The organism is Bradyrhizobium sp. CCBAU 65884 (assembly GCF_028128835.1).
GTDB classification, from domain to species: domain Bacteria; phylum Pseudomonadota; class Alphaproteobacteria; order Rhizobiales; family Xanthobacteraceae; genus Bradyrhizobium; species Bradyrhizobium ottawaense.
Genome location: NZ_LBJU01000133.1, coordinates 315,421 through 328,860, shown reverse-complemented (window position 1 = coordinate 328,860; position 13,440 = coordinate 315,421). Strand labels below are relative to the sequence as shown.

The following is a 13,440-nucleotide window of genomic DNA, read 5'->3' as shown; positions in this document are numbered from 1 at the left end:
TCAGTCGTCCGTCTCGCCGGTCTCATACAGCGCCTCGCGTCCGATCCGGTCGAGGCAGAGCTCGGCGGTCCAGGGCAGCATCAGCGAGCCGCAGCGGCTGTCGCGGTAGATCCGTTCCAGCGGCAGCGAGCGAAGCATGGCCTGACCGCCGCAGGTGCGGATCGCGAGCGCGGCAAGCTCATTGGCGCCTTCCATCACCGAATATTGCGCGGCATAGGCCCGCAACACCTGCTCCTTGCTCGGATTGGCGCAGGCTTCGGTGACGGCCTGGAACCAGATCGCCTTGACCTGCTCGAGCTTGATCTGCATCTGCGCGACCGCGATCTGCTTGGTCGGATACATCCGGCGCTTGACCGGCGGCATGCCCGGCACTTCGCCGCGCAGATAACGCACGGTGAAATCATAGGCCGCTTGCGCCAGGCCCATATAGGTCGGCGACAACGTGAGGAACATGTGAGGCCAGCGCATCGCGGCCTGGAAATAGACGCCGCGCGGCATCAGTGCAGAGTCGGCCGGCACGAACACGTCCTTGAACAGGAGCGTCCGCGAAACCGTTCCGCGCATGCCGAGCGGGTCCCAGTCACCGACGACAGAGACGCCTTCCGATTTGGCGGAGATCGCGAGGTAAAGCGTGTTGCGGCGCGAGGCCTTCTCGCCTTCCTCGATCTCAGTGCAGAGCACGCCGTAATAGTCGGCATGGCCGGAGAGCGATGCAAAAATCTTCTTGCCGTTGACGATCCAGCCGCCCTCGACCGGCCTTGCTTCCGTGCCGAAGGCGACGCCGCCTGCGGCGGCCGCTCCACCCTCGGAGAAGGGTTGCGAATAGATCGCACCATCCTCGACGATGCGCTTGTAGTGGACTGCGCGACGCCGCTCGTGCTCGGCCCGGGTCCCGGCGTCCATGTCGAGATCGTCGGCGAGGGGCCCCGACCAGAGGGTCGAGCACACGTGCATGTTCCAGGTCAGCGCGGTCGCGCCGCAATAGCGGCCGATCTCGGCGGCCGCCAAAGCATAGGTCTGGTAGTTCGCGCCGAGCCCACCGTGTTTCTTGGGAACGGCAATGCCGAGCAGACCGACGCGGTGCAGGTCGCGATAATTCTCGATCGGAAAGGTCGCCTCGCGATCGTAGGTGGCGGCGCGAGCGGCGAACACGCTCTGACCGATCTCTCTTGCCCGCGTAACGATGCCAGCCTGCTCGTCGCTGAGGCGGAATGCAACGGGATCGAAGATCGGCGCATCCAGCGCCACCTTGTCAGTCGTGCCGATCGTCTTGCTGACTTGCATGGTCATTGCGCGGTCACCTTACGCTTTGGTCGCGAGAGAGTTCAGGAACCGGCCGAGGGCCTCGTCAAAGGCCTCGGGGCGCTCGAGGTTGGCGAGATGGCCGACGCCAGCGAGCTCGACATATTCAGCACCAGGGATGTAGTTCGCAGTCTTTGCCATCATCGGCGCGGGCGCATTGTTGTCCTTGGAACCCGACAGCAGCAGCGTTGGGACGGAAATATTCGCAAGCGTGCTGCGCTGGTCGAAGCCGATGAGAGCCAGCATCATGGCACGATAGCTTGCCTCGGGCACGCTCCCCATGCATTCGCGTGCAAGCACCATTCCGTTCGGATCGGGATCGTCCCCGACAAGCTCCTTCACCAGCGAGGGCGCCAGCGACTTCATCGTCTCTCCGCGATCGAGCGGCCCGAGCCGCGCCGCGATGAACGATTTCTGCCAGTCGCCGTCGGCCTTGCCGAAGGCCGGGCTGGTCTGCGCCAGTACGACCGCGCGCGCCAGCTTTGGCGATTGCACCAGCCATTTCTGCACGATCATGCCGCCGATCGAGTGACCGACCAGAATGGGTCTGGTTGCATCGAGTTGCTCAATGAATTGCTGGAGCGCCTCCGCCAGGGCAGCAATGCTGACGCTGGCGAGCGGTGCCGATCTGCCGTAACCCGGCATATCCCATGCGATTGCGCGGAAGCGGTCGCCGAACGTGGCAAGTTGCCGCCGCCAGGCCCGCGCTGCGCCGCCGATGCCATGAAGGAAGATCAGAGGTATCGCATCCGGATCGCCCGCGGCTTCGTAGGCGAAGCGTCCGTCCTTTGTTATCATTGGCGCAGGCTGCGACACGCGACATCCTTTTGCTTGGCCCTTGATGCTAACAGGCCTGTGGGGGATGGGAAGCGATAATTTTATACTTAAAGCAATTTTCGGGCCGCCCTCTCGTGCCCCGACGTTCGCCGCCGCGAGGCGCCGCTTTCGTTGCAAAAATTTGAAGGTTAAAATATATCGGAGGAACGATCATCGGATCCGAGGGAGCCAGCGCATGTCCGGATTGCCGCACTCGCCGCACGCACTGGTGACCGGTGGTGGCCGCGGCATCGGCCGTGCGATCGCGGCGGCCCTCGTCGGCGCCGGCGCCACTGTGACGATAGTCGGTCGGAACTCCGCGGTCCTCGAAGAGGCGGTCAATGCAGGCGCCGCGCATTTTGCGGCCGTCGCCGATGTTTCGGACGAAGCGTCGTTGAAGGCCGCCATTAGCGAGGCCAGCGCGCGAAAGCCGATCGATATCCTGATCGCCAATGCGGGCAGCGCCGAATCCGCACCATTCGTGAAATCGGACAGTGCCCTGTTTGCGCGCATGATGGACATCAATTTCATGGGCGTCGTCCATGCCATCCACGGCGTGCTGCCGGGCATGAAGGATCGTCCGTATGGCCGCATCGTCGTGATTGCGTCGACCGCGGGGCTCAAGGGCTATGCCTATGTCAGCGCATACACTGCGGCCAAGCACGCCGCGGTCGGTCTCGTTCGTTCGCTTGCGCTCGAGCTGGCCGGTAGCAATGTGACCGTGAATGCGGTTTGCCCGGGCTTCACCGACACCGACCTCGTAGCCGGCAGCATCGAGAACATCATGACCAAGACGGGACGAAGCCGCGAGCAGGCGATCGCCGAACTCGCCAAGCACAATCCGCAAGGGCGCCTGATCGCGCCTCAAGAGGTGGCGGATTCCGTGCTGTGGCTGTGCGGGCAAGGAGCCAGTGCGATTACCGGGCAGGCAATCGCGGTGGCTGGCGGCGAAATCTAGCGGCGCGGAACGAACACACCAAGGAGATCGCATGAGCAGACCAGCAAATCCCGTCACCATTCCGCTCGCGGACTATTCGCCGCAGCACTTCGTGCTGGCGGTGGTCGACGGCGTCGCGACGGTCACGCTCAACCGGCCCGAACGAAAGAATCCGCTGACGTTCGAAAGCTACCGGGAACTGACCGATTTCTTCCGCGCTTGCGCCTTCGACGACGAGGTCAAATCCATCGTCGTCACCGGCGCGGGCGGCAATTTCTCGTCCGGTGGTGACGTGTTCGAGATCATCGGCCCGCTGGTGAAGATGGACACCAAGGGGCTGACGGCCTTCACGCGGATGACCGGCGACCTCGTCAAGGCGATGCGGGCCTGCCCGCAGCCGATCATAGCCGCGGTCGAGGGAATCTGTGCCGGGGCCGGTGCGATCGTCGCCATGGCATCGGACATGCGCCTCGCGGCAAGCGGGACCAAGGTTGCTTTCCTGTTCAACAAGGTGGGCCTTGCCGGTTGCGACATGGGCGCCTGCGCGATCCTGCCGCGGATCATCGGGCAGTCCCGCGCCTCCGAACTGCTCTACACCGGCCGGTTCATGACCGCGGAGGAGGGCGAGCGCTGGGGCTTCTTCAGCCGCATCGTGACGCCGGAGCAGGTGCTGCCCCAGGCGCAGGTCCTGGCCAAGCAGATCGCGGAAGGGCCGACCTTCGCCAACACCATGACCAAGCGGATGCTGGCGATGGAATGGGCAATGTCGGTGGAGGAGGCGATCGAGGCGGAAGCCGTTGCCCAGGCCCTGTGCATGACCACAGCCGATTTCGAGCGCGCCTTCGAGGCCTTCGCCAACAAGGTCAAGCCGGTATTCAGGGGCGACTAAACGGCGTCTTTGTCCGAGCCGGCCAGCAAGGGGGACTTGCGCGAAATTATTTTAGGCTTAAAATAGTTTCATGGCCGGGTGAATTGGCGAGGCTCCCATGAAAGTCGCGATCATCGGTGGCGGACCCGCGGGTCTCTACGCTGCGATCCTGCTCAAGAAGCAGCGCCCGGGCGCCGACATCACGGTGTATGAGCGCAATCGGGCCGACGACACCTTCGGCTTCGGCGTGGTCTTCTCCGATGCCACGCTGGACAATTTCGAAAAACACGATCTGCCGAGTTATCGCCGCATCACCCAGGAGTTCGCATACTGGGACGACATCGCCGTGCATTTCCGCGGCACGGTCCACCGGGTCGGCGGTAACGGCTTTTGCGGCTGCTCCCGAAGCAAGCTGCTCCTGATCCTTCAGGAACGGGCCCGCGAGCTTGGCGTCGTCCTGCACTTCGAGGTGGACATCGACGACGAATCCCGGTTCGCCGACGCCGATCTCGTCCTGATCGCCGACGGCATCAACAGCCGCTTCCGCGAGAAATACATCGATCATTTCCAGCCGGAGGTCGACCTCCGCTCCAACAAGTTCGCCTGGATGGGCTCGACCAAGCCGCTCGACGCCTTCACCTTCATCTTCCAGGAGACCGAGTGGGGGCCGTTCATCGCCCACGCCTATCAGTATGAGGCCGGACACTCGACCTGGATCTTCGAGACCGATCCCGAGACGTTCGAGCGGGCTGGCCTCACGGGGCTGGACGAGACGCAGTCCGCCGCGCGGATGGCCGAGATTTTTGGCTGGTTCCTCGATGGACACAAGCTGCTCATCAACCGTTCGATGTGGCGCAATTTCCCGATGATCCGCAGCAAGCGCTGGGTCAAGGACAACATGGTGCTGCTCGGCGACGCCAAGGCGAGCGCGCATTTTTCGATCGGCTCCGGTACCAAGCTCGCGATGGAAGACGCGATTGCGCTGGCCGAGGCGATGGAGAACGCGCCGAGCACCGAGGCGGCGCTCGATCTCTATGAGCACGGCCGCCGTGAGGAGGTGGAGAAGACGCAGCATGCCGCCGACGTCTCGCTGGTCTGGTTCGAGCATGTCGACCGCTTCTGGGATTTTGACCCCGTGCAGTTTGCCTTCGGCGTGATGACGCGCTCGAAGGCGATCACCTATGACAATCTCAAGCTCCGGGCGCCCGATTTCGTGGCCGAAGTCGAGAAGTCATTTGCCAGACAGGTTCGCGACAGCGGCTTTGACGTCGATACCAAAAAGCCTGCAGTGCCGTTGTTCCAGCCGTTCCGGCTGCGCGAGATGGAGATCGCCAATCGCGCGGTGATGTCGCCGATGTGCATGTACTCGGCCAAGGAGGGCGTGCCGACCGACTTCCACCTCGTGCACTACGGATCGCGTGCGATCGGTGGCGCCGGCCTGATCTTCACGGAGATGACCTGCGTCAGCCGCGACGCCCGGATCACGCCGGGCTGCACCGGCCTGTGGAACGACGAGCAGGAGGCGGCGTGGCGGCGCATCGTGGACTTCGTCCACGGCAATTCGGCCGCAAAGATCTGCCTCCAGTTGGGCCACGCCGGCCGCAAGGGCGCGACCAAGCTGATGTGGGACGGCATGGATCGCCCGCTGGACGAAGGCGGCTGGGACGTGTTCTCCGCATCGCCGCTCCCCTATTTTCCCGACAGCCAGGTGCCGCGCGAGCTCGATCGCGCCGGCATGAACGCGGTGAGGGACGCTTTCGTTGCGTCGGCTGAGCGCGGCGAGCGCTGCGGCTTCGACATGCTGGAGCTGCATTGTGCCCACGGCTATCTGCTCGCCAGCTTCATCTCGCCGCTGACGAACACCAGGACGGACGAATACGGCGGCTCGCTCGACAACCGTCTGCGCTTCCCGCGCGAGATCTTCGAGGCGCTCCGCGCGGTCTGGCCGTCGCACAAGCCCATGTCGGTACGCATCTCCGCGACTGACTGGGCCGATGGAGGCATCACCGGCGACGACGCGGTGGCGGTTGCGCGCGCTTTCGCCGAAGCCGGCGTCGATCTGGTCGATGTCTCGACCGGGCAGACCGTCCGCGATGCGCAGCCGATCTACGGCCGCATGTTCCAGACGCCGTTCTCGGATCAGGTCCGCAACGAGGCGCGCGTCGCTACGATGTGCGTCGGCAATATCACGACGGCGGACCAGGCCAATACCATCCTGGCCGCCGGAAGGGCCGATCTCGTGGCGCTTGGGCGGCCGCATCTGGTCGATCCGTTCTTCACCATGAGGGCGGCGGCCTGGTACGGGGCAAAGGACGCGTTCTGCCCGCCGCAATATCTGCCCGGTATGGATCAGATTTTCCGCAACAGCGTCCGCGACCGGCAGGATCTGGAGGAGCTGCGCATTAAGGCTAAGCCCAAGACCCGGGCCGAGCTCAAGGCGGAGACGACAAAGCCGCTTGCGGCGGAGTAACCGCCCGTGCGACGTTAACCTCATTGCCTGGCATGTTTCGAGTGGAGTAAGGGCGATGAAGGCGATTATCGTCGGTGGCGGTATCGGTGGCCTCACCACGGCGCTGATGCTGCGTTCGCGTGGCATCGGATGCGAGATTTTCGAGCAAGCCGACACCATTCGTGAGCTCGGCGTCGGCATCAATACGCTGCCGCATGCCATGCGCGAGCTCGCCGGACTCGGCCTGCTTCAGAAACTCGACGATGTCGCTGTTCGCACCGACCAGCTCTATTATCTCAACCGCCATGGCCAGGAGGTCTGGCGCGAAGCCCGCGGCATCGACGCCGGTCACGACGTGCCGCAATTCTCGATCCATCGCGGCCGTCTTCAGGGCGTCATCCATCGCGCCGTCGAGGAGCGGCTCGGGCACGAGGCGATCCTCACCGGCTGCAGGCTCGGCGCTTTCACCCAGGACGAGGGCGGCGTCACCGCTTACTTTTTCGATCGTGCCGGCGCGCATGTCCACACGGCGCGCGGCGATATCCTGATCGGCGCCGACGGCATTCATTCCCGCGTCCGAGAGACGTTGTTCCCGAACGAGGGACCGCCGTGCTGGAACGGCTTGATGCTGTGGCGCGGTGCGCGCGACTGGCCGCTGTTCCTCACCGGCAAATCGATGATCGTGGCCGGTGGCCTCAATGCCAAGGTGGTGATCTACCCCATCGCGGAGGGATCGAGCCCGGCGAGCCGCCTGACCAACTGGGCCGTGCTGGTGAAGGTGGGCGAGGGCAATGCGCCACCACCGCGGAAGGAAGACTGGTCGCGGCCGGGCCGCCGCGAGGAGCTGATGCCGCACGTCGCCCGCTTCTCGGTGCCCTATGTCGACGTGAAGAGCCTGATCTCGGCGACGCCCGAATTCTACGAATATCCGACCTGCGACCGCGATCCCTTGCCCTATTGGTCGTCGGGACGCGTCACGCTACTCGGCGACGCCGCGCACCCCATGTATCCGGTCGGCTCGAATGGCGCCTCGCAGGCGATCCTCGATGCGCGTTGCCTTGCCGACGCGCTGGTGCGCGCCGAGCATCCGCGCCAGGCGCTACTCGAATACGAGAAGAAGCGCCTGCCGATGACGGCGGATATCGTGCGCTCCAATCGCCGGGGCGGCCCCGAGGGCGTCATCGACGCCGTCGAGCAGCTCGCGCCCGACGGCTTCGACAATGTCGACAACGTCCTGAGCTATTCCCAGCGCGAGGCCATCGTGCGCGGCTACGCCACCAAGGCGGGCTTCGCCGCAGTGCCGGGGCTCGCGGCGGTGCGCGCCTAAGACTCGCGGCTAGAGCATGATCCGGAAAAGTGCGAGGCGGTTTTCCGAAAGGATCATGCTCAAACAATAATCTAAAGCGCGATGACGGTTCATCGTGATCTCATCGCGCCTTAGCCACCGGGAGGCGGCGGCAGGAAGTGGATGTTGAACTCGGCCGCCATCGCCACCACGTCTTCCGGCTTCTGTTCCTTCATGTTGTGAAGGCCCCAGAACAGGTCGAACAGTTTTCTGGTCGGAGACACCCAGAACAGCACTTTTGCGGTCTGCTCCGACTTGTTGAAGATGCCGTGCGGCACGCCCATGCCGAGGCGGATCAGGTCGCCGGCGGTGGCCTGCGACTCCGAATTGCCGAGCATGAAATCGAGCTTGCCCTCCAGCATGTAGAGATATTCATCCTGGTCGGGGTGAATGTGCGGCGGCACGAACGTGCCCGGCGGCAAGGTCGCATGCCAGGAGAAGCTGTGCTCGGTCTTGCTCTTCGGCACGTAGGTTTGACCGAGGATGTTCCAGGAAATACCCTGGATCCCCTCATTGGCGCGCGTGATGCCGGTGATTTCGCTGCTCATTGAAGTCCTCCCGTAACCCGTCGCGGCTTCAGTTCGCCGCCTTACAGTCCTTGGCGTAGCGGTCGCCGTAATTCTCGAAGACCTTCTGCACGATCTCCGTCTGGAACTTGCCGTCCGGACGCTTGGCAACCTTGGTCAGATAGAAATCCTGGATCGGATAGCCGTTGGTGTTGAACTTGAAGGTGCCGCGCAGCGAGGTGAAGTCGGCTTTCTTCAGCGCGGCCTGGACCGCGTCCTTGTTCGACAGATCGCCCTTCACGGCCTTGACCGCGCTGTCGATCAGCATCGCGGCGTCATACGCCTGGAAGGCGTAGGTGCCAGGCACGACGTTATAGGCGGCCTCGTAGGACGCGACGAACTTCTTGTTCGGGGGATTGTCCAGATTGGGCGCCCAGTTGGCGCCGCCAAACATGCCGACAGCGGCGTCCTGCTGTGCCGGCAAGGTCGATTCATCCACCGTGAACGCCGACAGCACCGGAATGCTGTCAGCAAGGCCCGCCTGCCGGTATTGCTTGACGAGATTGACGCCGAGGCCGCCCGGCATGAACGTGAAGAGGGCATCGGGCTTCTGCGAGGAGATCTTGGAAAGCTCCGGCTGGAAGTCCAGCGTGTTCAGCGGCATGTAGGATTCCTCGACGATCTCGCCCTTGTAGTCGAGCTTGAACCCCGCCACGGAATCCTTGCCGGCCTGATAGTTCGGGACCATCAGGTACATGCGCTTGTAGCCGCGATCCTGCGCGACCTTGCCGAGGATCTCGTGCACCTGATCGTTCTGGTACGAGGTCACATAGAAGAACGGGTTGCAGTCCTTGCCGGCAAAGGTCGACGGGCCCGCGTTGGGGCTGATCAGGAAGGTCCTCGACTCCGTCACGGGCCGGTGGATCGCCTGCAGGATGTTGGAGAAGATCGGGCCGATCACGAAGTCGACCTTGTCGCGTTCGAGCAGACCCTTGACCTTGGTCACCGCCGCGTCCGGCTTCAGTTCGTCATCGACCACCACGACCTCGACGTCACGGCCGCCCATCTTGCTGCCGAGGTCCTTTACGGCGAGCGCAAAGCCGTCGCGAACTTGCTGGCCAAGCGCTGCGGCTGGTCCCGACAGAGTCACGATCACCCCGAGCTTGATCTTCTCCTGGGCGAGGGCAGGGGTCATTGCGGTGCCGACCAGCAGGGCAGTTGCGGCCAAGGTCAATTGCGTCTTCATGATCTGTCCCCCGTGACATCAGGGCTTGCGCTGCAAGCCACGTACTTTAATCCAAGCTTATGCCGATGATGGTGGCCGCGGCAAGGAGCGCTCAAAGTGTCGCCATCCCGCGGAAGCGGCGCATGCAAGCGGCGCGCCAATTATTTGAAGCCTAAAGAAAGTCGCGTGCGGTCGATTGTTGCAGCTTTGGACTTGCGGCCGGCGTCGATTTATTTGAAGCTCAAAATGTTGGGGAATCCGTGCCGGCGCCAATGCCCGCCGAGAGTGAATGCACCGAGATGCTCGATTCCGAGACCAAGGCCGTCGAAACGCCGGAGGACCATGCCGACGAGCTTCGGCTGTGGCTGCGCCTTCTGACCTGCACCACCCTGATCGAGGGCGAGGTTCGCGGCCGGCTGCGGCAGCGGTTCGACGTCACGCTGCCCCGCTTCGATCTGATGGCTCAGCTCGACAAGGCGCCTGACGGCATGACGCTATCCGATGTCTCCAAGCGGATGATGGTATCCAACGGCAATGTCACCGGTCTCGTCGAGCGCCTCGTGGAATCCGGCCATCTCGATCGTCGGACCTCGGAGACGGACCGCCGTGTCCAGGTGATCCGCCTCACGAAACTCGGTCGCGCCGAGTTCCGCAAGATGGCTGCGGAGCACGAGACCTGGATCGCCGATCTCTTCGCCGACCTCTCGCCGAAGGATGTGCGCGAGTTAATGCGGCTGCTCGCCAAGACCAAGGCGTCGGCGCAGAAATCGGCCGCGCGCCGCCGGCCGTAAGAACCGCCCCCAACCCCTTTTGCCGCAGGAAAAAGCACGGGGCGCCCAAAATCCGCTATTGCGCCGAATTGTTTTAAGCCTAAAATGTTTCCCAGATCGTGCTGCCGGGTGCAATCCATGCTGAAAGGAGCGTGCGATGGCCAACGCCGCCAAGATTCAAGTGTCGGGCTCGCATGACGGCAACGCTGCGACGGCCCATGTCGATACGTTTGCGCGGCAGCATCTGCCGCCACGCGAGTTCTGGCCCGAGTTCATCTTCACACGGCCGGAGCTGCGCTATCCGCCGCGATTGAACTGCGTCAGTTATTTCCTCGATCGCTGGGTCGAGCAGGGACATGGCGAGGCGCCCTGCGTCATCAGTCCCGCCGTCAGTTACACCTATCGCGAGCTGCAAGCGCTGGTGAACCGCATCGCCAACGTGCTGGTCGGCAAGCTTGGTCTCGTCCCCGGCGGACGCGTGCTGCTACGCTCCGCCAACAATCCCATGATGGTCGCGACCTATCTCGCGGTCATCAAGGCCGGCGGCATTGTCGTGGCCACGATGCCGCTCTTGCGCGCCAAGGAGCTGTCATATCCGATCCAGAAGGCGGAGATCACGCTGGCGCTGTGCGACGGAAAGCTCGCCGAGGAAATGGAGAAGGCGAAAGCTGCGGCGCCGAATCTCAAGCGAGTCGTTTATTGGGGCAATGGCGCGACGGACTCGCTCGAAGCGCTCAGCGCGGACGCGAGTCCGGAGTTCAAGGCCATCGATACCGCCTCCGACGACGTCTGTCTGATCGCCTTTACGTCCGGCACGACAGGCGATCCCAAGGGCACCATGCATTTCCACCGCGACATGCTCGCGGTCTGCGACGGCTATGCGCGCAACATCCTGCGAGCCGAACAGAAGGATCGCTTCGTCGGCTCGGCGCCGCTCGCGTTCACCTTCGGCTTCGGCGGTGTGCTGTTTCCGATGCATATCGGCGCCTCTTTCGTGGTGCTGGAGAAGACGACGCCGGACGATATCCTGACGGCGATCGAGCAATACAAGACCACGGTCTGCTTCACGGCGCCGACCGCTTACCGGGCGATGATCGGCAAGCTGGCTGGCCGCGACATCTCCTCGCTTCGCAAATGTGTTTCCGCAGGCGAGACGCTGCCCAAGCCGACCTTCGACGCCTGGCTCAAGGCGACGGGGATCAAGCTGATGGACGGCATCGGCTCGACTGAATTGCTGCACATCTTCATCAGCGCGACCGAGGACGAAATCCGTCCCGGCGCAACGGGCAAGCCCGTGCCGGGCTATGAGGCCAAGATCGTCGACGATGACGGCCATGATTTGCCGCCGGGCACGATGGGGAACCTCGCGGTGCGCGGGCCGACCGGATGCCGCTATCTCGCCGACGAGCGGCAGCGCAAATACGTCAGGAACGGCTGGAACATCACCGGCGACACCTACCTGATGGATAATGACGGCTATTTCTGGTACCAGTCGCGCTCCGACGACATGATCGTGTCGGCCGGCTACAATATCGCGGGCACGGATGTCGAGGCGGCGCTGCTCACGCATCCGGCGGTCGCCGAGTGCGGCGTGGTCGGCGCCCCCGACGAGGCGCGCGGCATGATCGTGAAGGCCTATGTCGTCGTGACGCCCGGCGTGACGCCGGACGCAGAGCTCGTGACCGAGTTGCAGGAACATGTCAAACGCGAGATCGCGCCGTACAAATATCCGCGTGCCATCGAATTCGTGACGCAACTACCCAAGACCGAGACCGGAAAATTGAAGCGCTTTGCCTTGCGGCACCTGGCGCAGGCCGCGGCAACGTCCTCAGGCGTCGCGGCGGAATGAGAGAGGGATGAAGAATTGTCTGTGACGACGCCGAAAGGCCCGCAACTCGCGGTGCTGCCGACAGCAGCCGAGGATGACGCCCGTTCGCGGGTGCAGGTGCTCCAGCCGTCGGGGTGGCCGATGCCGAAGGGCTATGCCAATGGCATGGCCGCTGAGGGCCTCATCGTCGTCACCGGCGGGGTGATCGGCTGGGATGCCGAAGAGCGTCTTGCCGACGGCTTTGTCGCGCAGGTGGGGCAGACCTTGAGCAACATCGCCGCGATCCTGGCTGAGGCAGGCGCGAGGCCCGAGCACCTCGTGCGGCTGACTTGGTACGTCGTCGACATGGACGAGTACCTGTCCAACCTGAAGGAGCTCGGTAAGATCTACCGTGCCATCTTCGGCGCAAATTACCCGGCGATGGCGCTGGTGCAGGTCGTGCGCCTCGTGGAGAAGGCGGCGCGCGTCGAGATCGAGGCCACCGCCGTCATTCCGCGCTGAATCGCGTCTGGTTCAGCTCGCCTTGTCAGCTCGCCTTGTCAGCTTGCCTTATCAGCTTGCCTTGGCGAGCTCGTCGTCCTCGGGCGAGTTCAGATAGACGCCCGACATGGTGTCGACCCAACACAGATGGTCGTGCACCTTCTTCACGCCGTCGACGTTCTCCGCTGCGACGATCGCGGCCTGCCGCGTGCGCTCTTCGGTGATGACGCCGCTGAGGTGGACGATGCCGTCGCGGACGATGACGTTCAGCCCGAACGGGCACCAGTCGTTCTTCTCCATGGTGTCGATGATGCGGTTGCGAATGTGGTCGTCATCCGCCGTCGGATCACGCACTTCACGGGCGAGCCCCGCCACCGCCTGCAGCAGATTGGCGCGGGATACGATCCCGACGACCTTGTCGCCGCGCACCACCGGAAGCCGCTTCACGTTGTTCCGCTCCATCAGGTCGACGATCTCTGCGAGCGCCGTGTCCTCCGTGATGGTTACGGGCGAGTCGGTCATCACCTCCGCAACCTTGCGGCCGTGCTCGTGGACGAAGTCGCTGGCAGACTTGCCCGGCCCCAGGATGAACCGCAGCCAGCGTCCGCGCTTGCGCCCGGTGCCGATTTCGCTGCGGCGGATGAAATCCCCTTCCGAGACGACGCCGACCAGCTTGCCGGTATCGTCGACCACGGTGAGACCGCTGACGTGCCGCTTCAGCATGATATTTGCCGCCTCGACGATGCTTGTGTCGGGGGTAACCGAGATGACCGACCGGGTCATGATCTGGTGGGCGCGCATGGACAACTCCGCTTGTCGAATTTCGATGCGCGAAAACTAGCTCGGGTGTCAGGGTGCGGTTTGACTCAGGTCAATCGGACGAAGCCCGTCCGTCCTGATTAAGCAATCGTGAT

The 13,440-nt window shown here is 63.6% G+C and carries 12 protein-coding genes; 7 read left to right on the top strand and 5 right to left on the bottom strand.

Annotated features, from left to right (window positions below; genetic code table 11):
• The gene (locus XI03_RS37850; protein WP_038947170.1) at nt 1–1,290 is read right to left on the bottom strand and encodes an acyl-CoA dehydrogenase family protein; all 1,290 of its coding nucleotides are present in this window, start codon (nt 1,288–1,290) and stop codon (nt 1–3) included.
• Between the two features lie 12 nt (nt 1,291–1,302).
• Entirely contained in the window at nt 1,303–2,118 is an 816-nt protein-coding gene (locus XI03_RS37845) for an alpha/beta fold hydrolase (protein WP_271595000.1), read from the bottom strand.
• Between the two features lie 196 nt (nt 2,119–2,314).
• Here XI03_RS37845 and XI03_RS37840 point away from each other — a divergent pair, with 196 nt between their 5' ends.
• The 4 genes from XI03_RS37840 to XI03_RS37825 all read left to right on the top strand — a co-directional run bounded on the left by XI03_RS37840 (nt 2,315) and on the right by XI03_RS37825 (nt 7,699).
• On the top strand, nt 2,315–3,076 hold the full coding sequence (locus XI03_RS37840; protein WP_028142588.1) for an SDR family NAD(P)-dependent oxidoreductase: 762 nt from the start codon (nt 2,315–2,317) through the stop codon (nt 3,074–3,076).
• 31 nt (nt 3,077–3,107) lie between these two features.
• Nucleotides 3,108–3,944 (top strand): enoyl-CoA hydratase family protein, encoded by an 837-nt coding sequence (locus XI03_RS37835; RefSeq protein WP_038971965.1) that lies wholly within the window; start codon nt 3,108–3,110, stop codon nt 3,942–3,944.
• 97 nt (nt 3,945–4,041) lie between these two features.
• Nucleotides 4,042–6,393, top strand: a complete 2,352-nt coding sequence (locus XI03_RS37830) for a bifunctional salicylyl-CoA 5-hydroxylase/oxidoreductase (RefSeq protein ID WP_271594970.1) — start codon at nt 4,042–4,044, stop codon at nt 6,391–6,393.
• A gap of 55 nt (nt 6,394–6,448) precedes the next feature.
• Nucleotides 6,449–7,699 (top strand): flavin-dependent oxidoreductase, encoded by a 1,251-nt coding sequence (locus XI03_RS37825; RefSeq protein WP_271594969.1) that lies wholly within the window; start codon nt 6,449–6,451, stop codon nt 7,697–7,699.
• Nucleotides 7,700–7,809: 110 nt separating this feature from the next.
• On the opposite strand, the gene XI03_RS37820 is transcribed toward XI03_RS37825, so the two are convergent.
• Together XI03_RS37820 and XI03_RS37815 are read right to left on the bottom strand one after the other, a co-directional pair.
• Nucleotides 7,810–8,265: a cupin domain-containing protein gene (locus XI03_RS37820; RefSeq protein ID WP_091959420.1), complete on the bottom strand. Its 456-nt coding sequence runs from the start codon at nt 8,263–8,265 to the stop codon at nt 7,810–7,812.
• Between the two features lie 28 nt (nt 8,266–8,293).
• Nucleotides 8,294–9,469: an ABC transporter substrate-binding protein gene (locus XI03_RS37815; RefSeq protein ID WP_271594968.1), complete on the bottom strand. Its 1,176-nt coding sequence runs from the start codon at nt 9,467–9,469 to the stop codon at nt 8,294–8,296.
• Nucleotides 9,470–9,720: 251 nt separating this feature from the next.
• Between XI03_RS37815 and XI03_RS37810 the strand changes: the two genes are divergently transcribed.
• From XI03_RS37810 to XI03_RS37800, 3 genes are all read left to right on the top strand, one after another.
• Entirely contained in the window at nt 9,721–10,239 is a 519-nt protein-coding gene (locus XI03_RS37810; protein ID WP_271594967.1) for a MarR family winged helix-turn-helix transcriptional regulator, read from the top strand.
• Between the two features lie 136 nt (nt 10,240–10,375).
• Nucleotides 10,376–12,067, top strand: a complete 1,692-nt coding sequence (locus tag XI03_RS37805; RefSeq protein WP_271594966.1) for a benzoate-CoA ligase family protein — start codon at nt 10,376–10,378, stop codon at nt 12,065–12,067.
• 21 nt (nt 12,068–12,088) lie between these two features.
• Entirely contained in the window at nt 12,089–12,547 is a 459-nt protein-coding gene (locus tag XI03_RS37800) for a RidA family protein (protein WP_028142580.1), read from the top strand.
• Nucleotides 12,548–12,598: 51 nt separating this feature from the next.
• Here the strand turns inward: XI03_RS37800 and XI03_RS37795 are convergent, their stop codons facing one another.
• Entirely contained in the window at nt 12,599–13,327 is a 729-nt protein-coding gene (locus XI03_RS37795) for a CBS domain-containing protein (protein ID WP_028142579.1), read from the bottom strand.
• Between the last annotated feature and the right edge of the window lie 113 nt (nt 13,328–13,440).